Annotated in this window: 20 protein-coding genes; 1 reads left to right on the top strand and 19 read right to left on the bottom strand. The window is 38.8% G+C overall.

Annotation, left to right across the window (positions count from 1 at the left end):
- Positions 1-233: 233 nt before the first annotated feature.
- The 6 genes from ACYVHJ_RS15030 to ACYVHJ_RS15005 all read right to left on the bottom strand — a co-directional run bounded on the left by ACYVHJ_RS15030 (position 234) and on the right by ACYVHJ_RS15005 (position 7,818).
- Positions 234-605 (bottom strand): iron chaperone, encoded by a 372-nt coding sequence (locus ACYVHJ_RS15030; protein ID WP_460516102.1) that lies wholly within the window; start codon positions 603-605, stop codon positions 234-236.
- 168 nt (positions 606-773) lie between these two features.
- The gene (locus tag ACYVHJ_RS15025) at positions 774-1,688 is read right to left on the bottom strand and encodes a CPBP family intramembrane glutamic endopeptidase (RefSeq protein ID WP_460516099.1); all 915 of its coding nucleotides are present in this window, start codon (positions 1,686-1,688) and stop codon (positions 774-776) included.
- A gap of 223 nt (positions 1,689-1,911) precedes the next feature.
- The gene (locus ACYVHJ_RS15020; protein WP_460516096.1) at positions 1,912-4,293 is read right to left on the bottom strand and encodes a zinc-dependent metalloprotease; all 2,382 of its coding nucleotides are present in this window, start codon (positions 4,291-4,293) and stop codon (positions 1,912-1,914) included.
- Positions 4,294-4,695: 402 nt separating this feature from the next.
- Entirely contained in the window at positions 4,696-5,640 is a 945-nt protein-coding gene (locus ACYVHJ_RS15015) for an alpha/beta fold hydrolase (protein WP_460516094.1), read from the bottom strand.
- A gap of 79 nt (positions 5,641-5,719) precedes the next feature.
- Positions 5,720-6,409, bottom strand: a complete 690-nt coding sequence (locus ACYVHJ_RS15010) for a helix-turn-helix transcriptional regulator (RefSeq protein WP_460516092.1) — start codon at positions 6,407-6,409, stop codon at positions 5,720-5,722.
- A 455-nt stretch (positions 6,410-6,864) separates the two neighbouring features.
- The gene (locus tag ACYVHJ_RS15005; protein ID WP_460516090.1) at positions 6,865-7,818 is read right to left on the bottom strand and encodes an SDR family oxidoreductase; all 954 of its coding nucleotides are present in this window, start codon (positions 7,816-7,818) and stop codon (positions 6,865-6,867) included.
- Between the two features lie 337 nt (positions 7,819-8,155).
- On the opposite strand from ACYVHJ_RS15005, the gene ACYVHJ_RS15000 reads away from it, so the two are divergent.
- Positions 8,156-9,088, top strand: a complete 933-nt coding sequence (locus tag ACYVHJ_RS15000; RefSeq protein WP_460516087.1) for an NAD(P)-dependent alcohol dehydrogenase — start codon at positions 8,156-8,158, stop codon at positions 9,086-9,088.
- Here the strand turns inward: ACYVHJ_RS15000 and ACYVHJ_RS14995 are convergent, their stop codons facing one another.
- The 13 genes from ACYVHJ_RS14995 to ACYVHJ_RS14935 all read right to left on the bottom strand — a co-directional run bounded on the left by ACYVHJ_RS14995 (position 9,089) and on the right by ACYVHJ_RS14935 (position 20,104).
- Entirely contained in the window at positions 9,089-9,673 is a 585-nt protein-coding gene (locus ACYVHJ_RS14995; protein ID WP_460516085.1) for a Crp/Fnr family transcriptional regulator, read from the bottom strand.
- A 374-nt stretch (positions 9,674-10,047) separates the two neighbouring features.
- Positions 10,048-11,001 carry a hypothetical protein gene (locus ACYVHJ_RS14990; RefSeq protein ID WP_460516083.1) on the bottom strand — a complete coding sequence of 318 codons (954 nt, stop codon included), beginning with the start codon at positions 10,999-11,001 and terminating at the stop codon, positions 10,048-10,050.
- Positions 10,998-11,795 carry a Rossmann-fold NAD(P)-binding domain-containing protein gene (locus tag ACYVHJ_RS14985; RefSeq protein ID WP_460516081.1) on the bottom strand — a complete coding sequence of 266 codons (798 nt, stop codon included), beginning with the start codon at positions 11,793-11,795 and terminating at the stop codon, positions 10,998-11,000. Before ACYVHJ_RS14985 ends, ACYVHJ_RS14990 begins: the two co-directional genes overlap by 4 nt.
- A gap of 2 nt (positions 11,796-11,797) precedes the next feature.
- Positions 11,798-12,661, bottom strand: coding sequence for a DUF4437 domain-containing protein (locus ACYVHJ_RS14980; protein WP_460516079.1), 864 nt, complete (start codon positions 12,659-12,661; stop codon positions 11,798-11,800).
- A 12-nt stretch (positions 12,662-12,673) separates the two neighbouring features.
- Entirely contained in the window at positions 12,674-13,660 is a 987-nt protein-coding gene (locus ACYVHJ_RS14975) for a zinc-dependent alcohol dehydrogenase family protein (protein WP_460516077.1), read from the bottom strand.
- Positions 13,661-13,889: 229 nt separating this feature from the next.
- A complete protein-coding gene (locus ACYVHJ_RS14970) occupies positions 13,890-14,771 on the bottom strand; it encodes an AraC family transcriptional regulator (RefSeq protein ID WP_460516075.1) in 882 nt (293 codons plus the stop codon).
- A 274-nt stretch (positions 14,772-15,045) separates the two neighbouring features.
- Positions 15,046-15,753 carry a DUF4386 domain-containing protein gene (locus ACYVHJ_RS14965; protein ID WP_460516073.1) on the bottom strand — a complete coding sequence of 236 codons (708 nt, stop codon included), beginning with the start codon at positions 15,751-15,753 and terminating at the stop codon, positions 15,046-15,048.
- Positions 15,754-15,763: 10 nt separating this feature from the next.
- Positions 15,764-16,396, bottom strand: coding sequence for an NAD(P)H-dependent oxidoreductase (locus tag ACYVHJ_RS14960; RefSeq protein ID WP_460516071.1), 633 nt, complete (start codon positions 16,394-16,396; stop codon positions 15,764-15,766).
- On the bottom strand, positions 16,393-17,121 hold the full coding sequence (locus tag ACYVHJ_RS14955; RefSeq protein WP_460516069.1) for a GNAT family N-acetyltransferase: 729 nt from the start codon (positions 17,119-17,121) through the stop codon (positions 16,393-16,395). The genes ACYVHJ_RS14960 and ACYVHJ_RS14955 overlap by 4 nt, the downstream gene beginning before the upstream one ends.
- On the bottom strand, positions 17,108-17,569 hold the full coding sequence (locus tag ACYVHJ_RS14950) for a DMT family transporter (RefSeq protein WP_460516067.1): 462 nt from the start codon (positions 17,567-17,569) through the stop codon (positions 17,108-17,110). Before ACYVHJ_RS14950 ends, ACYVHJ_RS14955 begins: the two co-directional genes overlap by 14 nt.
- Before the next feature lie 7 nt (positions 17,570-17,576).
- Positions 17,577-18,554 carry a cyclase family protein gene (locus ACYVHJ_RS14945; RefSeq protein ID WP_460516065.1) on the bottom strand — a complete coding sequence of 326 codons (978 nt, stop codon included), beginning with the start codon at positions 18,552-18,554 and terminating at the stop codon, positions 17,577-17,579.
- Between the two features lie 61 nt (positions 18,555-18,615).
- A complete protein-coding gene (locus ACYVHJ_RS14940) occupies positions 18,616-19,200 on the bottom strand; it encodes a Crp/Fnr family transcriptional regulator (protein ID WP_460516063.1) in 585 nt (194 codons plus the stop codon).
- A gap of 67 nt (positions 19,201-19,267) precedes the next feature.
- On the bottom strand, positions 19,268-20,104 hold the full coding sequence (locus ACYVHJ_RS14935; RefSeq protein ID WP_460516061.1) for a sterol desaturase family protein: 837 nt from the start codon (positions 20,102-20,104) through the stop codon (positions 19,268-19,270).
- Positions 20,105-20,253: the final 149 nt, after the last annotated feature.

Genomic DNA, 20,253 nt, shown 5'->3' with positions numbered 1-20,253 from the left:
TCGTTCTTTTGACCTAATGGCGGAATTGCTGTCGTGTGAGGGTAACAATATCAATTGGTGTTGTTTGGTATATTTGGAAATTTTTTCATACGTTTTTCTGCTTTCTTTATAGTCGGCGTTTATGCCGGCTAATTTCTTATTTACCAATTGTTCTTGATGATAGCACAGATCCCCGGCCAAAAGGTATGCGTCTTGAGGAAAGCTAAATTTGATCCCCTTATCATCAATAGAGATCAGTCATTTTGCTGTTGTTTTTGATTCAGTTTGGCTTGCTCAATGATCAGCTGCTTTATTTCCCTTGTAGGAATCTTTTGGTCAAACTTAATCTGAATGGTTTTTTTACCGGTTTTATAACCTTTCTCCTCAAGCGATTTCCTTACATTTTCAAGCAATGTATCTATGCCAACACTGACGTGCCTTTTGGCCAATGAAAAGCCGACAAGAATGCCATGGAACTTGTATATAGGTACATTCCAACTGATCCCGCCGATAGCATCCGGAACTGTAGCTTCAATTAGCTTTTTTAGCTGCAGCATTAGCTTTTGAGATTCAGTTGGAGAAATTTGGATAAACTCATCCACTGTTTTTGGTTTTGAATTTTCCATTTTTTGTCTTTCAATTTACTGACCTAAAATACCAAGATTTATCGATAAGTCCCAACCCGATGTTTGGTATCCTTTTTTCGTATAAAATAACAAATGGACCTCCCTCTTTAGTCACTAATTCAGTGGAAAGGATGTATTGATATTATTAGGCAACCGAAAGTTTGGTTTTCAGAGAGATGAGCTGATTTTACTTGTCATTATTTTTTCTTTACTTAATTTAATGTCATAGATAAAAAGTGCCAACAAAATAATTAATAGGGAAATAAACCCTGATAAACCCGATAGGCCAACGGTCAAATCATTGCCACCCTCAATGACCATGATGGCTATGCCTGCTGTAGCATTTAAGGTTCCATGCATAATGGCTGCAGCCAGGACAGACTTGGCCTTCAAGGTAATGTAAAGAAATAGAGGGGTTAGTAAAATGCACCAAATGGTCATCATTATTATTCCAAATTCCGGGTGTTGGGGATAGTTATGTCCCATTAAAATAAGGGGAGCATGCCAAATACCCCAAATAAAACCGATGGTAATGGAAGCCTTTGGGAACTTCATGTACTTATAGGATTTCAACAAAAATCCTCGCCAACCAAGTTCTTCCCCAAAACCTGCTATGGCATTAATTGTAGGACCGGCGATCAATCCTTGCAAAAGAACCAACCAAATTGGATGAACAGGCATACTATCGAATGCCTGCTCCATTTGTTCCACTTGTTCCGGGGTTAGTAAATCATTAAACCTATTTACCATCCCTGCCATCTCAGGACTAAAAGTCACATTAGGTATTAACAAACTTATGCCAAGCGCACCAAAACTCAAGATTACCGGGATAAACCAAGCAATTAAAAACCACCGATTAAATTTGAAGGATATAAGAAGTTTTTGTTTTATTTTCTCTTTGTGAATATATTTTTCAACCAAGATCGCACAAAACATGGGGACAAACATATAAGCGATCGCTAAGGCAGTTGAGCTAATATTGTTACCATACTGTCCACCAAATAAATGATATAGCCCTACCATTGAAAAACTTATTGTGAAGGTTAGGGTCAAAAATAGGCTTGTCTTATTGAATTTGGCCATATGGGTTTGTTTTTCAACTTTTTTAAAATAAACACTTAATGCTATCCAAGGTACGAATTACTACAAAATGCTCAATCCAACTTCGCCAAGGTTGACTTCAACAGGCCTGAATGACCCTTTTCTTTTCAAGCTATATTAGGAGCCCAATCAAAACTGTTTATAAAATTCATATCATTACCTATCGTTCACTTGTTAATAGGGAACAATTCAATTGAAATACGCTTTAGTAGAAGTCATGAAAATTCCCACAGCCAATTGGTGAGCCCGGAGGCATTTCTTGAATCTCTGGTTTTGTCCAACTTTCGGGTTCAGTTGTTGCATTGGTTATCATCTCAATTAATGCGGCCAGGTGTGCCCTTTCTTCAAAGCTATCTCCATTGTTAGTTAAATACTTGGGTTTAACTTCTGCCTGTAAATAATATTTAGAAATGGCTTTTACTTGGAGGTCAGGATTTTTTATGCTCGACTGGATTAGATGTGCTACCAGGCTTGTTTGTACAATTTGATTAATCTTTCTCTCTTCATCGGTTTTAACTTTTGCATTAAAAATTGTTTGGCAGATCTGATCGTAAAATGCTTTAAGGTCATATCCTTTTTGCTGATTGATTCTTGCCAATCGTTCTGAATGAAACATTAAATCAAATAAATTATTTGTCGCTGCAGCAGCTGCAGCAAGAGGGTCTAACAAAAATCCGGTATTTCCGGCAAAGGACTCTCGGTCTTTGTTATAACCATAGGCAGGTGGCGGAATCAACGCTTTTATATGCTGGGGAATTTGTAAATAATTTGGCGTAATAGTTTTTAATAAAGCTTCCACGGCCTGTTCTTGGGTTTTCACATCAACCGGATGAATATTTGGCCTTTGATCGTACCCTTTCACGGCATAGCTATAAGCTGCGCCACCAATCAGTTTGGAAACTGCTTCTACTTGATAACGATTCATAAAATAAAGCGGGACCAAAATATTTTCCAAAGCTGAGTAAGGCGTTCCCTCCGTTATGGTGTTTTCTCCAAAGTTTTTCATAGAAAAAGCCCTGACTTTATTTAAACGTTCCAATTCGATAATGGCATTGTTTCCATTGTCCCAAAGGTGGGCCGTCGGATGCAAACCTCCTCTCGCACGCGCATCTTTGTCAGATATAAATTCGGTATTGGATTGTAACGTTTCTTTTAAAATTTGCTCCAAAGCTGCTTGTTCATTGGTTTGTGGATCAAAATCTTGATAGCCATAAAGGATGGCTCGTTTATCCCAGTCTCCAATTTGATCATCATAGGCATTGCTGATGTCTGCCTTTCCATTCACAATATCAATCAGGGGGTGAGGGTAATCCATAACAGAGGCCCTATTGTCGACAGAAGCGGCAAAGTTGTGCGCCAAACCAATGGTATGGCCAATTTCATGAGCTGAAAGCTGACGTAATCTTGCCAAGGCAAGTTCCATTAATTCATCGTGATTAAGGTTTGAATTGGCATAGGGAGACATAATTCCTTGGGCAATCATAAAATCTTGCCGAACGCGAAGTGAGCCTAAGCTAACATGACCTTTTATTATTTCTCCCGTTCTTGGGTCAGTAATGGTACTTCCATAACTCCAGCCTCGTGTACTTCTGTGAACCCATTGTATAACATTGTAACGGATATCCAAAGGGTGCGCATTTTCCGGCAATACTTTTACCTGAAATGCATTGATGTAACCTGCTGCTTCGAAGGCTTGATTCCACCATTTTGCCCCCTCGAGTAAACCAGACTTTACGGGTTCCGGACAACCCGGATCTAAATAATAAACAATAGGCTCAACTGCCTCGCTCATTTTTGCCGTGGGGTCTTTTTTCCTTAATCGATGCCTTGTAATTAATCTTTTTTTTATGTTTTCATAAATTGGTGCAGAATAATCTGAATAGCCAATACCAAAATAACCTGCTGATGGATGAAATTCCCTGGGTTTGTAATTATTGTCCGGCAAACGAATAAATGAATGGTGCATATTTACGGTTATAAAACCTGCATCCGGAGTTACACTACGAATTTCTGACCCTTTAGCATTGCCCTTAAGGGTAACCATTGCTTCAAATTCAGTATTATCAGGAAAGCTGATTGTATTTGGTAAATAAATGGCAGACTTCGATTGATCCACTGTATAGTTGCCTTGATTTTTCCTACTTAAAGTGTTGGCAATACCATGGGCATCACGAAGCAAAAAATCTGTAATATCAATTCGGTAGCGTCCATTGTCGGCATTAAGAATCGGGAATCCGCCAATGACGGATTTTGCAAATGCTTCTTCTATAGAATTTGCCTCTGCCTGGTTATCGCTTGTTCCCCGAAAATTATAATTGGGTTGTATAAGCAAAATTTTATTACCGACTTTTTCAAATTTCACTATTCGTCTTCCTCCCAATTGACCACGGTCTAATCCTAAGTCATTAGATCCAACCCCTGTTGCTAAGGCGTTGACGTATAAAAACTCTTCCCCAAGTTCATCAATGGTAAGAATGATTTTGCCATCTTTTTCCTGCCATTCAAAATCAAAAAAACCTTTGTTTTGTTGAGTCGAAAAGCCAAATACGGGGATGAATAAGAAAATTAAGGTTTTTAGAATAGACATAGTACCTTGTTTTCCTTAAAGATAAAGATTGATAATGGAAGAAGGAATCACTTTTACAGAAAAAATAGGAGACCTTTAAAGGAGGGTAAACTATAAAGCGAAGAGTTAAAATGTCCCAATAGTGGTAGCTACCGTATATTTTTTTTATACCAAGGTAGAGAAAAGGGCCAACCAAACTTAAGACAGGCTTTATTACTATTTTAGCTTTTATGTAGCTTCCTGAAGTCTAAAAGGGGAGTCAGTTACCAAATTTTATAGAAGAAACTACTGCCCTAGAAAATGCTATCTTCAATCAATGAAGAAAATTAACTTTCTCCCTAAAAGCCAAACAAACTTTTTGTACCGGTAAATATTTTACCAGTTTCTTTAGTCTGTTTGGCTAATAGGAGAATAGGTTTCAATTTAGGATTGCTTTTGGCTTAGCCATGCCAGAATCGCTTGTGTCGTTTCTTCCGGTTTTTCTTGTTGTATACAATGACCACAATCTATACTGACCACTTCTGCATTGGGAACAAAATCTGTTAGGTTTTCTGATTTAGGAATCATGTCTTGTTCACCATAAATCATTAGCGTAGGGTGTGGAATGTTAGGCTTTATATCAGCCATTAAATGCCAATTTCGGTCCAGGTTTCTGTACCAGTTAATACTTCCTGTAAAACCGGATGTTTCGAAGGCGGAAATATAAACAGCCAATTCTTTTTCACTCATTAGGGGTTCACCAAGAGGCTTTTCTTTCCTTGCTAGATTAATCATTAGCATGCCCGGTTCGGGTGGAGTGATTGGTACATTTTTACGGAATATATTGTCTAGGAAATTAGATGTATTATCATTTAATATGGCATCTGCTACTCCTTGTTGACGGTTAAAGTGAACGAAATAGTTCTCTTCTCCGAATATTTCTTCCATCCATTCTATCCAGGGTTTTTCTCCACGAACTTGATAAGGTAAAGCCAAGTTTATTATTCTTTTTACTCGCTTCGGATGGAGCAAGGCAAGACTCCAGACAATATTTGCACCCCAATCATGGCCAATAAAAGTGGCAGCTTTATATCCGTAGTAATCAAGTAATGCTATTAAGTCCCCTGTTAAATGTTCAATGTCATATTGTGTTATTTCTGTAGGGCAGGATGAGTTGCCATAACCTCGCTGGTTAGGTGCAAGGATATGATAGCCGGCTTTGACAAGTTCCGGAATTTGAAAACGCCATGAGTAGGCCGTCTCAGGAAAGCCATGGCAGAGTACAATAGGTTTGCCTTTATTTTGTTTACCTGCCTCAAATACTTCCAGTTCAATACCATTAACTGAAATCAGGGTGGAGCTTGGGAATTGGGTGGACTTCTTTTTCATTACTTTTGTTTTTTTTAAAATATTAGAATACAAAAGTAAATTCAGCCGGTGACAGCCTTATGGCAAGGGTCAGAAAGGGCTAATGGTATTTGTCAAAATATTCTTGTAGAGTCATTTTATGAGGTTCAAATTTTTCTGTTAGGATCTCCATCTTTTGAATTCTATCCGGTCGAAAAAATCGAAATTCATCGCGCAAACGACACCAGGCAACCAAATACCAATTTTCAGAATTTAATATTGCAAATGGCTCTATTATTCTTTCGGTCACCATTTTTTCCTTGTTGACATACGCTATCCTTACAAGGTTAAAATTGGTCAATGCGTATTGTAAATCCGATAAATTGTCACTATTCCTTTTTTGGCTTAGCACTTGTTGGTACTGAGTCCTGCCCGTAAGTAAGTTAGTTTTGTCTTTGACGGTGTACTTAAGGATTGATTTAATTTTCTCAATGGCTTCCCCGTAATCTTTTACAAAAGATGCATCCTTACTCTTTAGCACCAGTTGTTCCGCAAGTATCAAAGCATTTGCTTGTTTTTCGGTAAACATTACGGGTGGGATTTTGTAACCCTCCATTAGAGAATAACCTTTCCCTTCTTCTGTTAAAACAGGTACGCCGGATTGCTCCAATGCTTTTATGTCCCTGTAAATCGTTCTTTTACTTACATCAAATTTATTTGCCAATTCCGAAGCGGTCACCACTCGTTTTGTCTGCAATTGAATCAAGATTGCAGTTAACCTTGATAATCTGTTTGTTTCGGAATAATCCATTTGAATGGCAATATTGATTTTTGTAAATGGAGTTTAAAATTAAGGTTTCGGAATCCTTCTACTCAAGGCAATGATGTTTCCTCTTCGTGGAAAAGCCGATTAAGGACAGGGGCTTGTTTTTTTATGGTCACCTAAGATAGGGATTTTAGTAGTCATTTGCCTAAAATTTCAAAAGGAAACATTTCTGTAGTAATGGATAAAAGGCCACTTCCCCTAGTGTTTAAGAATATTCATCATTGATTTATTTTAAGTTTTTGTTGAACAGCAGTTAAGACCTTTAGTATTTCTCCCCTTGTGAAGCTATTTGGGATGGTTTTAAGTTGTTAAAGCAACACCTTAGGCTCGAAAATTAAGCTTTATGTTTAAATTCCCTTTATAGTAGGGTTGTAAAACGATATGAAGCATATCTTTGATATTTTTCATCTGAGGTGTTTTTAATGGCTAGCTTTTATAAATTAAATATCCCACTTTACACCTGTTTCCTTTTCTGAAAGCTCCCACAGTCTTTTAGCGATCGCCTTGTCTTTGGCATGAGGCTTAAGTTCATGCGGACCTACAGGTCCTACCCAATTGCTTCTGCCCGTTGGACCATAAAATGCGGTTTGGTCTAAATCAGGCTCTGTGGCGCACATCAATTCTGGATAGGCTCCATTTTCAGCAGGTTGTGTCAAAGGCGATAACTTCATAAGACCAAAAATAATTTTCATCATAAAACTTCCACTTGTTGCGATTAATGATGTTCTGGAAGAGCCGGGATGGCATGCATAAGCTTTTACATCCGTTTTACCGGCATTGGCCAACCTGTATTGCAATTCGTAAATGGTCATGATTTGGGCCAATTTGCTCTGGCTATAGGCATCATTGGCTGTATAATCCTTGTCCCAGTTCAAATCATCAAACTTGATGGTTTTGATACCCATGTCGTAGCCCAGACTACCTACGGTAACAATACGCCCTTTTGATTTTTCAATCATAGGGAAGAGTAAAGCTTGCAAGGTGAAATGGCCAAAGTAATTCACGCCCATCTGGCTTTCCCAGCCATCCTTTGTGAGTTGTTGTTGGGGTACTTGCGCAATGGCACCATTGCACATTAATGCATCTATGCGGTCTACTTTTTCCAAAACTTCGGTAGCGGCTCTTTTTACTGATGCCTGTTCTCCCAAGTCCATGGAAATATTGCTAACATCAATCCCGCCTCCAAGGTTTTCTTTCAATGTAGCGATGGTAGCTTGTGCTTTTTGTGGGTTCCTGTTAAGCATCACTACCTTTGCGCCTTTCAAAAGTAGAATGCGTGCTGCTTCAAAACCAGTACCGCTTGTAGTACCGGTAATTACGAAGGTCTTGCCTGTTAAGTCTTTTAGCCTATCGGGCGTCCACCCCTTTTTGCCAAATTGATTTGTTGTGCTCATCTCTGTTTTAGTTTGTTGATATAAAGATGAGATTAGCAAGGCCTTGAAGACGTATACACTATTTCGAAAGGTGTATACTTTTTGGTTTTCTTCCTTTAAACAAGGCAATTTTGGAAAAAAAACAGGAGTTTTCAGCGTAATTTATTGTGGATAATAAATAAAAGGGGAGGAAGTAATCTTTGCTAAAACAAAACCTTTGAAGTCACTTCAGTGGGTAGCATTCTTAATAAATACACCCATCAAATTTAATTTCATTGTTGCGATCATTTCTTAACCCAAGTCAATGAAATTAAATTCTTGTATGTACAATTTTGTGCTATCAATTAAACAACAAAATATGAAAGCGATTAAATGTTTAAAGTACGGAGGGTCTGAAAATTTAGTACTCGTACATACTGAGAAGCCTTCTCCAAAGCACAATGAAGTGCTTATAAAAATTCAAGCCACTTCAGTTACCGCAAGTGATGTTTTGATTCGCAGATTGAATGAGCCAGTAATAACAAGATTAATTCTTCAACTCATATTTGGTTTTGGAAAGCCCAGAAACCCCATTTTCGGAATGGTGTCCTCCGGAATAGTAGTGGGCAAAGGAAAAGGTGTTTCCTCATTCAATTTAGGAGATGAAGTTTTTGCCTATGGTTCCATCTCCCCTACAAAACGCCGTTTTGGCTCATATGCAGAATACATCTGCCTACCGGAAGATTGGAATATTGCCCTTAAACCTACCGGTATTAGCCATACTGAGGCGGCTGCTATCCCTTATGGGGGATTACTTGCTTCACATTTACTGAATAAAACTTCCATTAATAAAGGAGATAAAGTATTGATTTATGGAGCTTCAGGGAGTATAGGCACCATGGCAATACAATTGGCGAAAGATGCGGGTGCAGAGGTCACAAGTGTTTGCAGCAGCAAAAATTTTGGCTTGGTCAAGTCCTTGGGGAGTGATGAGATGATTGATTATACTGCCAAAAATGCTATAAATCAATTGGAAACCTATAAATATGTATTAGATGCAGTAGGAAATTCTAAATCGTCCCTTCTTAAAGAAAAATGCAAAAAGATGATTATGCCAACCGGGAAATATATATCAATTGATCAAGGTGTGCCATTAACACCAAAAAGTGCTTTTCTTAATTTAAAAAATCTTGTAGTAAAAGGAAAGGTAAAGGCTGTGATTGATCGTATTTATCCATTGGAAAAGATGTCTGAAGCTCACGATTATGTTGAGAATGGCCACAAAAAAGGAAATGTGATAATTACTGTTTAATTATTTAGAAGGGGATGAGGAGATACGTTTTCTGATACGGCTTAAAGATTCGGGTTTTATCCCAATATAGCTGGCAAGATGATATTGAGGAATTCGCTGTACTAGTCCCGGTTTTGAATTTAATAATTTACGATAACGCTGCTCGGGAGAATCTGTGTAATAGGATGTCAAGGCTTCTTTTTGTTCAGCAAAAACGGCCTCCATTATGGTCCTTGAAATTGTTTCGAACCTTGGAAATTCTTTAAAAAGTTCTTGAGCTTGTTGTTCATTGCCCACCACAACTGTAGTATCTTCAATACAAACCCAATTGTGCGTCGCGGGTTTATTTGTAGATAAACTACTTAGCGAAATAGCCCATTGTTCTTCAAAAAAGAAATTCGTAGTCTTCTCCTCTCCATCAGATAAGATAAATTCTCTTATACAGCCTTCAAGTACAAAGTAGGTGTTTTCAGAAACTTGACCTTCTTTCAATAAATATTCTCCCTTTGCCATTGCTTTCGTTTGCATGCTTTTAGCTATTGCGGCTGATTCTTCCTTTGAAAGAGAGGATATTTTGGAGAAGTAATTGATGAATTTTTCGTGCATTATAGCCTGCTTAAAATATCCTATAACGTTATGCGCATATCCCGGAAGGTATGCTATAATCACCCGGAGGGTATCCTGAGAGGTGAATATAGGTTAAAAAGTTGACCGCTCCAAGTAAGAGGTTTGCCTTAAGCATACCGCCAAGTAAATCTCTTGGCGAAATTTTTGTCTATGAACGATAATCGTAAATTGAAGTCAATGGATCAAAAAATACTAGGACAAGGACAGCTCACCAAATAAAGCGCAAACTTCTGGCTTTATGAATTGAAGATAGGGGCGAATCCCATGTGGCTGTGACGACCCTGCTTGAAAAGTCAAGCAAGGCCGTCGAAAAACACACCAATTGGAAAACCTTGGTTTAGAACTCCTCTTTTTTAAAATGGAGCATAAGTATCTTTGGGCGCATTTGGTACAGTCCATCGCTGTAGCGGGCTGGTGTTTTCTATTGTCTCAATTTTAGTAGCGGAATGATTAAGATCACCATAGCTACTTGTCCCAGTTCTTGATATTTGCATGCGGTCTCCATATAGCCACACCACTAAATTGTTTCGTTGTCCACTAGTGATAGGATGGGTTGCGTGCGGAACACTGCCACTGTGAAGGATTGCTTTCCCCGGTTCAAAAACAGTTTGTATCGTTTTGCCTGTGGTCTTGTCATGGAAATCAACTTGCGAACCGGTGAATTTTTCTTCAGGTAAGTTAATATTGATATTCAAGGTAGCCGCTGAAGCATCCGTGTGTGCATGCAAATCCTTGTCTTTATCCGGGTTGTACTGAATAGAAAAACCAAATGTTTGATTATCGTAGCCATAGGTCCCCAATAGTAAACGGGCAATCGGACGCATATAGCGATCCATCATCGCATTGTAAAATGCTTGAAAATTTGGAGCGGCAAGATGTCCTTCTGAGCGTGGGTCAAGCATCATTCCGTACCGATTCAATTGGATGCCATAGGGAGCACGCCTGGGAATTTGTGAATTGGCTACAGCTTCCAAGTATTGACGAAAATCAGCTAAGCGGTCAACATCAAAAAATTGTGCGACATAAACTCCAGAAATAATTTCTTCCCACAAATCAGCAACGGCTTGTTCTTTTTTCGGATCTTCCCATGCTTCATTGACAGCTTTTCGCAAGCGAGGATCAAGTAGGGATTCATCAGGAATTAATAAATTGTTTTTATTTTCGATTTCCCATGCTGCCCATGCATCTTCAAGCATTTCCCGGTGGTTATCCCAAAAAAGAGAAACAGATGCTTCACGTTGTAGGGCTGCTTTACGAGGAGGTAAGCTAAGGGCACGGGCTTGTGCAAGTGCATTATTATTTGTCATTTTTTTAATATTTTGCTTGTTTCAGAAATCAATTGATCGATTTTTTCTTCATTGTAGGCGTCACTATGTGCATGAGAAAAAGATCCGATATCATTGTCAAAGTATTTGCCATTGCTATCAGCATATTGATCAGACATAGCCAACTCGCATAAAACATTTGCCCCTTTATCTGCTGAGGACCAATGCTGACCATACGCTTCCAGGGCCATTTTGGTATTCAATAAGGATCCGGGATTAACAGCTATGGTTACTATTTCGGGATTTGCTTTCGCTAGAGCAAAGCTCCACATGGTTAAGGCTAATTTACTTTGGGCATAAGCTGCATTACTTGAAATTTGTACCTTTCCTGCCAAAGCATCCATTGAAACTGTGGATTGTGCGGCCGAACTTAAATTGATAATTCTCGGGGAATTACTGTTTTTAAGTAGCGGCAATAATCCCTTGGTCAATAGATAAGGCGCTAAATAATTGACTGCAAATCGTATATCTAACTTGTCTTGATTCTGTTCGATCCGGCTTATTAAGACGCCTGCATTATTGATCAACACATCGATGGAAGTAAATTCACTTGATATAGCGACAACCATCTTCTCAATACTGGGAAAGTCAGATAAATCAGATACAAAACCGCTTATTTTAGCATTTCCTGTTTGGTCTTTAATTGCTAAAATGGTGTCTGCTAATTTTTCAGAATCTCTTCCGTGGAGGAGCATTTGATGACCTTGTTTAGCCAATTTTAATGCTGTCAACTTACCAATTCCATCTGTACTTCCCGTGATTAATATTGTTCTCATCTTTAATCCATTTTAATGCTTCCATTTGTCCTGATATAAAGCAGAACCTCATTATTTTCATTTGCAAGGGTATGAATGGCTTTGCTTGTAGCACTAAAAGAACTTCCGGCATCTAACACTTTTGTTTCGTGATTTTGAGGGAGCGTATAATTCAACTCCCCTTGAATGACAACCGCATGTAAAACTGTACCATCTGTTTTTATACTTCCATTATACCCTTTTGGAAGTTTTACAAACAGTCCTTTAGCCCCATTGGCCTCCCATAAAAAGCTTATTTTAGCTTTACTTTTGGCATTCATCCAATTGCTTTTTTTACTGTCTAACCAAACTATGTTGGAAACATCTATATTGATTGGTCGCTCTCCATTATCATAGGCTTCCTCAATGGGTTGAACCAGGTAAGGACCTTTGTCTATCTCTACCAGAGCTATATTTTCTTCCCCTTTGGCAGAAGTTATATGTGATTCTCCTTTGGGTTGGGTCCAGAAACTGCCGGGTTTCATCCACATATTTGCAGCATTCGGGTCATCATTGTGAATGCTTCCTTTGATCACCACAGCTCTATAGGTTGCATTGTGAATATGTGGTGGAGAGGAAAATCCATCAGTAAATTTTGCAAGAAATCCAGTAGGTACCTCTCCTTTCCTATCCCCCCAAATCGTACCTGCCTGAGGACTTTGGTCGCCTCTTGCTGGATTTAATTTTTCCCATTTAACTTCAGAGCTCAACAGCACTTTATTTGTTGGGTGTTCGATCTCTTCCGAACCAATGTTCTCTTTTTCGCTTTTGGTCTGACTTTCATTTTGACAAGAGACTAATGTCAATGTCGAAAGGATTAACCACAGGTATGCCTTTTTAAAATCCATGATGTTTTTTTTTTAATTTTCTACAACCACTTTCCCAATTGCTTTTCCGCTTTCCAATCTCGAATAAGCTTCTCCAACATTTTCTAAGGAAAACTCTTGCTCATCAAGTAGTGGTTTTAAATTTCCAGCTTCAACAATTTTGGTAATGTTACGTAAAATTTCTCCGTGTTTCTCCCTATTAAAGTTGTGAAGCATAGGGATTAACATAAATACAACGTGTAGGGATAGACCTTTAAAATGTACCGGATTTAAATCTAACTTTAACAGTGAAACGGTTGTGGAGACCTGACCATTTAAGGCTGCAGCTTCAAATGAGTTTAATAAATTTTTTCCACCTACCGTATCAAAAACTATGTCAAAACCTGATCCCCCAGTATGCTTTTTTGTATAGGTTTCAACATCTTCTTTCATAAAATCTATAAATGTTGCTCCAAAACTATTGACCACTTCGTTTTGAATTTCTCCTGTTCCGGTTGAAAAAACATTTGCTCCAAAATATTTAGCCAGTTGTACTGCCAAGTGTCCAACGCCTCCGGCCCCACCGTGTACCAATACATTGAGACCGCTTTTTATTCCGGCTCTGGTTAATCCCTCATAAGCTGTAATTCCCACTAAGGGTAGGGCAGCTGCTTCTCGCATGGTAAGATTTTTAGGTTTGTGTGCGATTAATTGGCTATCAGCAGCAATGTAATCTGCTAAAGTCCCTTGTAAATCTGCCAATCCACCAGCACATCCATAAACTTCATCTCCAATTGAAAATTCAGTAATTCCTTCACCGACTTTTTCAATTGTCCCTGCGAAATCCATTCCCAATATGGCCGGATTTTCAGGCGAGAAAGGTAAATCTTTTCCCATATTTCGAATCATCGTATCTACAGTATTTATACTTGATGCGGAAATTTTTACCAATACTTCCCCATTCTTTACTATTGGCATTTCTACTTCTTTAGGTGCAAACTTTGCGTTTTCACCATATTCATTGAGAACCATTGCTTTCATAACTTGTTGATATTTAAATACTATAATAATTATAGTTGCAAACTTAAGTATAGTAATGAGCAATTGCAATAACGGTCAAAAAGGATAGTCTAAAAATTATGGTAAAAAAAGCGTGATAATTCATAGTTTCAGAGGTGCGCGGGAAATTATATCAGGACAATTTAATGAACCAGCTATACAACTGGTAGAAAAGATGAAAACGGATATTGAAATGGTTAAAGTTAAACCATTAGTCCTTTTCTAGAGATTGAATAAATGATTTTGGGGTTAACCCTGTATTCTTCTTGAAGTACTTAGTAAAGTTGGTAGGGTCTTCAAAACCCAATTTGTAAGCCAGTTCAGAACTGTTTGTCGTTGAATTGATTAGGTTTCTTTTTGCTTGTAGTATGATAAAGTCGTCAATTACGTTTTTGGCGGTTTTATTTATCAATTCCTTGCAAACGGTGTTGAGGTGTTTGTAGCTTACTGCCAGTTCTTTGGCGTAAAAATTGGCACTTCTACTTTGGGTTAGGTTTTTCTCTAGAAGGGAAACAAAATTCTGGTAAAGAACAAGTTTAGCGGAATCAGAAATGTGAAAAGTTAAATTTTGTTTTAAGTTTTCTGCTTTTGAAATTAAGATTGTTAAAAGTGAATTGATAATGGTTTTGTGATTAAATGAATGAGGGTTTCCATATTCTTTAAGCAGTAAATTAAAATAGGTCAAAAAATCAGAGTTTTTAGCAATTTGAAGAATAGGCGAAAACAATTCCGGGTTAAAAAGTCTAAATACAAAGTCATTTGTCAAATTAGAGAAGCTATTTACGAAATACTCTTCGGTGAATATTATGCAATATCCTTTTAATTTTTCCGAAAACTCAAAAGCACTGATTTGGTCTTTGGTCAGGTAGACCAAACTGTTTTCTTGCACAGGAAACCATTTAAAATCGATAAAATGTCTCCCTGAACCTTGGGTGAAAAAAATTAGATTATAGAATTTTAGCTGATGGGGTAATTCAGGATCGTGGGTATGTCTATTCTTATTATTAGCGATATGTTCAATGGAAATAATTTCAAAACCATAGCTGTCAGTAGATACGGGATTAAAAGTTATATGAGGAATGTCTTTTTTCATCTTATCTACAACCAGCAGTATAGGTGTAAAGCCGAGGTAATTGGTACCGAAGATACCAAATTATTCCAACGGGTGAAAACCCTAGGTCGATTTCTACGGGTACCTTTTGGGTTTAAAGGGAAGTCGAAAGTGTTGAAAGCTGTACCATTTTTACACTTTGGGAACCGTCGTAAATTGGAGTTCTAATCCACTAGACTTCTTGGAAAAGGGTAAACCGGTAGTAGCCCAACCTAAGTTCTTTGGTTTAGGTTGGCCACTACTTGGGTACCGGTTTTTAATGTTCTATTATTGACTCCTTGGTTTTTCTACTGCCTTTGAACAACAAGTATAAAGTAAAAGATACTTCCCCAATTGCTGCAGAAAAGCCAACAATGGTGGCCAAGACAAGTTGATTGCCAGGAAAAATAAAATTTCCAAAGGTTTCTATCAAATAGCCTCCGGCTGCTATAACCATTAAAATGCCAAACACTTTCGGGAACAATGGAGAACGATAGAGCAATATTCCCAGCAACAAGCAATGAATACCAAAGAAGGCTCCTGCCAATAGGTATCCTGCATTGTGTGCATTCATAAATATTATTGCCCATACTTCCTGTTGTGCTGTGCCCAACGCGGACATAGGACCACTTGGATCGGCAGCAACTAAGGCCAAATAATGGTTCAAGAGATTTAAGCTTGCTATGGCCGGATGTGCCAAAAGACGGAAAACTGAAGCAATTGCAGCCAATGTTGAATTGACAGGCTTTAATAATTGATAGAGTAATATCGAAATAACAGCATCTATCATAAAAGCCAATAAATCGCTTACCAAGCCAAGGCGGAAAAGCCCTTCAGATGAATTTATATTCGTCAAGGTTGCCAGAGGGTCATCCGGAATAAAAATCATTCCACGAACATAACCTTGGCTAAATCCTGCCAAAATGATCACCAGCAAATAGAATATACCGGTTAGCCTTGCTTTTTTGTTTAAGTTGTAGTTCATTTTTTCTTATTTATGTGGATAGAAATAATTCATCTATTGGTTTACGCACCTTTTTTCTTCTCTGTGTCTCGTCACTACTTGATCTATACCCCACCGGTGCGATCACAGAAGCATTGAGCCCCATTTCATCGAGGCCGAGGAGTCGGTTATAGGCTTGTTTATCAAACCCCTCCATTGGGCAGGCATCTATCTGCCGGTCAGCACATGCTATTATCAGGCTGTTTAGCGCCAGATAAGTTTGTTTTTCTGCCCAGCTTTTTCGATCTCCGGCGGACATATGCGCAAGGCTTGATTTAATGGATTGGCCATACTTTTTCAGCCCTTGAATATCTCCGGTCTTCTGAATATCAATGACCTGCTGAATGTATTTGTCCACTTGTTGGTCTTGGTTTTCAGTGTAGTTGCAGAAAACAAACAGATGAGACGAGTCCGTGATTTGAGCTTGATCCCATGAGGCTTTACGCAGTTCCTTTCGGATTTCCTGATTTTCCACAATCAATACTTTATACATTTGCAAGCCATAGGAAGAGACCGAAAGCCTGATCGCTTCTTTTAGGAAGTTTAAATCTTCATTTGACACCTTCAAGGAAGAATCAAATACTTTGGTGGCGTATCGCCAATTGAGTTTATCTAGTAAATTCATTTTTTCTTTTTTATAAATGTTTTGATGACAAAGTCTTGTTGAAAGCCGGTTTTGAGATAGAGCCCTTTTCCCATTTCAGAAGCCTGAAGAGTGGCATATGTGGCTCCTTTTTTTTTGGCTATTTTCATTATTTGGATGAGTAATTCTTCCGCAAAACCTTTTCTACGTTGTGAAGGAATGATGCCCATTGAGTGTATCCCGGCGATCCCTTGCTGATCCATAAAGAGTACTGCAGTACCTACCGGATTTCCGTTGTTTTTGCCAATGTAGTACCCAATAGATCCCATGGTTTGGCTCACTGTTATGGCACTTATCTTATACCCAAAGGCTTGCTCAAATAGTTGCGACCAAATTTCAGCCAAGGGTTTATTGCTTACTTTCTGAATAAGGACTCGCTCTTTAGGGGCTGGAGCATGGCTCAAATCCATAAACATGGCTATTTGTTTGTGTTTTTCCTCAAATCCACAAGATTTAAGGATCAACTCTTGCCTATGAAGCGCATCACCCCATACAGGAAGAGATAGTTTGTCCAGCTTCCATTTGAGCTGTATATCCAGAATAGCCTGCCTTTCCATTGGTTGGGTAAACCAAAGTTTGTTTGGCCATTCACCATTTCCTGAAATGCTCATGCCGTAACCGGGTTCTTCCATGTATAGCCCCGTTAGCTGACCTCCAATCTTCCAGAGGGAGGTCAGGTTGTCTGTATTTGCCTTAATTAAGTTCATTTTGGGATTTGATTAGAATGACACCTGTGATCATCACTAATAGACCGGCGATTTTTTTTATTGTAATCGGTTCTAGAGGCATATTAAACCAGCCAAAATGTCCGGCAATGGCAGCGAAAATAAGCTGTCCGGCCAGGCCAAAGGTCACGGCTGTGGAGATACCTGTTTTTGGAATGATATAGTAGAAAAGCGTAACAGCAAAAAAGCTCAATACCCCTCCGGTGACCCACATATACAAGGGAATTTCCCTGACCTGATGCATGCTTGGAAACTGTCGAACAGTGATTAACACGGTGATAAGGGTAAGGCTTGCACCCATGGTCAATGCTGTGGAGGTGGCCAGCAATGAATTGTTTAGCAAAATGCCTAGGCGGGCATTGATCCCACCTTGGATCACCACCATAATTCCAACCAGAAAGGAAAGCAGAAACAATGTTAGGTTATTCATATTCGGCTTAATTGGAGTGGAAAGGAATAGCCATTGGTCGCATTGGTGCAGCACTTGCACCCTTCAGCTTTAGGGAGGCTGCGATAAAGGCAAATTGGTACACTTTGTCGCCGGCCAGCTCTTCCAGAAACATCTGCTCGATAAACATCACCCCTTTTTCTGCCAATAAGTAGGTGTGTACCGGCACCCAATTGTCTTCTCTCTCTGGAGGAAAGGCTTCAAAGCTGAGATTGTCTGCACCAAGCAGCATAATGTCTTGGTCTTCGATAAGCCATTTAACTGCATCTAGACTAATTCCCGGATAGTTGTCGAGGTAGTGATCGGCATCCTGATAGAATTCAGCCTGACCTGTTCGAATAAGGACAACATCTCCAGGCGCTAGACTTAGGTCTTGCTTATCTAGCGCATCTTGAAGATCATTGGCGGTAATCCTATAGTTTTTTGGAAGTGTTCCTTTTGATAATTTAACATCTATCAATACACCACGGGCAATAATAGGAGGAATGGTTTCAGCTCCGGTCTTTTTCCAGCCCTTGTCTCCCAAGTGCTCTTCAGGGGTAAAACCATTCCATATCTTCCCATTCAGACCAAAATGGTTGAGCGCATCGATATGTGTCCCCATATGGGTATACATAGATATGGCATCTCCGGTATAGCTCACCTTGTGATTCATCTTTTCGCCCAATCCATTGGGATTGTCTACCACGGTGCCTTCTGGGGTATGGGTCAGCCAGTATTGATAAGGGGGATCTCCCAGTGCATGGAAACTTGGCATGCCCACGAAATACTCAACGCTTAAATCATAGGTCTTACCGGATTTGATCTGAGACAATACCTCAAGACGAGAGGAATTTGACATAAGGTTCAGTGAGCCTATTTCGTCATCCGGTCCCCAGGGGCTTTTGCCCACGGTTTCATTTTGTTGGCCCAGTACGCTTAAGGGGCCTGCCAGCAGCAAGGCTACGATAAAATTTGTCTTTTTCATGATTTGAATAATTTGTTTGAGCAAATTTCTAAACCATGCAGTCCAAATTAATTAAGGTATCTTAAGAAAGCCTTTTGGTGAAGTTTTTCCGAAGGGCACTGAGGTGTTCCGGGGTTATCCCCAAAAAGGAGGCAATCATATATTGAGGAATCTGCTGCTCCATGTCCCTATATCTACTTATAAAGTCATTATAGCGTTCATCAGCAGTTTGGCTCATGGAGTTAATGGTTCGTTCTTGAAGGGCTACATATCCATTTTGCGTTTTAATTCTGAAAAACCGATCCATCATATGTATCCGGTCATAAAGTTTATTGAGTTGGTCTCTGTGAACCTGCAAAACCGTGCAATCGGTAATGGCTTGAATAAAAAATGTGGCCGGTTTTTGAGTGAGAAAGGCATATAGGTCATTTACCCACCATCCTTTAATCCCGAATTGAAGAATATGCTCTTTGCCGGTATCATCAATACGATATAGCTTCAGGCAACCATCGGCTACAAATCGCATATGATGAGACGATTGCCCTTTTTGGAGTAAAAACTGTTTTTTCTTTAGGTGGATGGGTTTGAATGCAGCATTGATAAGCAAAATTTCCTCTTCCTTTAGAGGGACAATTTCTTCAATATTATGAATTAAGGTGGTATGCATTTTTACTTCGGTTAATCCTCACTATTTGTGCACAATACAGCAGTTCCACAAGCTGTTTTTAGCGAGATTAGCTTTGATTATTCCTTTTTCCTTTATTAGTAGATTTGTTTCTTTTTATTTGAATAAAGGGGCTTTTAATTAGGTAAAGAAAGGACTGTTTTTCTTCGGTATCAAATTCTAGCAATCCGTATTTCATTTTTTCTAAAGGCATCATTTTGAAGGTGCCAAATAAGCGGTCCCAAATAATCAATATGTCCGCATAGTTTGAATCCGTATAGAACTGCTCTTGTTGATGATGCACTCGGTGATGGTCCGGCATTACAAATAATAAGCCTAAAGTCGAATTCAGCCATTTCGGATAATTTAGATTGGCATGTTCAAAAAAGAAGAATAAGTAAAGGAGGAAATAATACAAAGCCATAGAAAAGACATCTGTTCCAAAAAGAGCAGCTGTGATTATATTTCCCGTTCCAAATACTAGAATCAGCTCTATTGGGTGAAAGCGAAAAACCGTTGAAGCATCCATTGTGGTATCGCTATGATGAACCCTATGAAATCTCCAGAGAAGAGGGATTTTATGCGTTCCCCTATGGATCCAATAGGCAGTGAGGTCATATAGGGCCACCGAAATACAGAGCTTAACCCAAACAGGTAATGTTATCAGGTATAAAAGACCAATATTGTTTTCATTTAACCAATCAATGGAAAAAACTTGAAATGTGACAAAAAAGATATTCAAAATCACAAGAATTATTTGGAACAGTACATTCTGAAATAGATGATAAACCCTTTTATTGAAAGTAAAAGGGGTAAGCATAATTTGCTCCAAGGAAAAGAAAAGGGCAATTAATCCAATCACTATATAATTGGGATCGATTCCCAATAATTGGTTGAGTAAATCCATGGGCTATAATATTCGATGAATGGCCTTTCAAGTTTATTTAGCTTATAGCTAACAGGCTGTGTATCTGTTTTGTCACTCGGGCTTTGGCAAATACATAAAGAAGTTACTTAGCCGAGCCCTTTGATACCGAAGATACCAAATTATTCCAA

The organism is Cyclobacterium sediminis (assembly GCF_054781075.1).
This window is presented reverse-complemented; position numbering and strand designations above follow the sequence as displayed.

Bases quoted from the DNA above. Each gene is read 5' to 3' on its own strand.
- ACYVHJ_RS15025 (WP_460516099.1), bottom strand. From the start codon at position 1,688: ATGGCCAAATTCAATAAGACAAGCCTATTTTTGACCCTAACCTTCACA.
- ACYVHJ_RS14965 (WP_460516073.1), bottom strand. From the start codon at position 15,753: ATGAACTACAACTTAAACAAAAAAGCAAGGCTAACCGGTATATTCTAT.
- ACYVHJ_RS15000 (WP_460516087.1), top strand. From the start codon at position 8,156: ATGAAAGCGATTAAATGTTTAAAGTACGGAGGGTCTGAAAATTTAGTA.
- ACYVHJ_RS14990 (WP_460516083.1), bottom strand. From the start codon at position 11,001: ATGACAAATAATAATGCACTTGCACAAGCCCGTGCCCTTAGCTTACCT.
- ACYVHJ_RS15005 (WP_460516090.1), bottom strand. From the start codon at position 7,818: ATGAGCACAACAAATCAATTTGGCAAAAAGGGGTGGACGCCCGATAGG.
- ACYVHJ_RS14960 (WP_460516071.1), bottom strand. From the start codon at position 16,396: ATGAATTTACTAGATAAACTCAATTGGCGATACGCCACCAAAGTATTT.
- ACYVHJ_RS14975 (WP_460516077.1), bottom strand. From the start codon at position 13,660: ATGAAAGCAATGGTTCTCAATGAATATGGTGAAAACGCAAAGTTTGCA.
- ACYVHJ_RS15030 (WP_460516102.1), bottom strand. From the start codon at position 605: ATGGAAAATTCAAAACCAAAAACAGTGGATGAGTTTATCCAAATTTCT.
- ACYVHJ_RS14945 (WP_460516065.1), bottom strand. From the start codon at position 18,554: ATGAAAAAGACAAATTTTATCGTAGCCTTGCTGCTGGCAGGCCCCTTA.
- ACYVHJ_RS14950 (WP_460516067.1), bottom strand. From the start codon at position 17,569: ATGAATAACCTAACATTGTTTCTGCTTTCCTTTCTGGTTGGAATTATG.
- ACYVHJ_RS15020 (WP_460516096.1), bottom strand. From the start codon at position 4,293: ATGTCTATTCTAAAAACCTTAATTTTCTTATTCATCCCCGTATTTGGC.
- ACYVHJ_RS15010 (WP_460516092.1), bottom strand. From the start codon at position 6,409: ATGGATTATTCCGAAACAAACAGATTATCAAGGTTAACTGCAATCTTG.
- ACYVHJ_RS15015 (WP_460516094.1), bottom strand. From the start codon at position 5,640: ATGAAAAAGAAGTCCACCCAATTCCCAAGCTCCACCCTGATTTCAGTT.
- ACYVHJ_RS14970 (WP_460516075.1), bottom strand. From the start codon at position 14,771: ATGAAAAAAGACATTCCTCATATAACTTTTAATCCCGTATCTACTGAC.
- ACYVHJ_RS14955 (WP_460516069.1), bottom strand. From the start codon at position 17,121: ATGAACTTAATTAAGGCAAATACAGACAACCTGACCTCCCTCTGGAAG.
- ACYVHJ_RS14935 (WP_460516061.1), bottom strand. From the start codon at position 20,104: ATGGATTTACTCAACCAATTATTGGGAATCGATCCCAATTATATAGTG.
- ACYVHJ_RS14940 (WP_460516063.1), bottom strand. From the start codon at position 19,200: ATGCATACCACCTTAATTCATAATATTGAAGAAATTGTCCCTCTAAAG.
- ACYVHJ_RS14995 (WP_460516085.1), bottom strand. From the start codon at position 9,673: ATGCACGAAAAATTCATCAATTACTTCTCCAAAATATCCTCTCTTTCA.
- ACYVHJ_RS14980 (WP_460516079.1), bottom strand. From the start codon at position 12,661: ATGGATTTTAAAAAGGCATACCTGTGGTTAATCCTTTCGACATTGACA.
- ACYVHJ_RS14985 (WP_460516081.1), bottom strand. From the start codon at position 11,795: ATGAGAACAATATTAATCACGGGAAGTACAGATGGAATTGGTAAGTTG.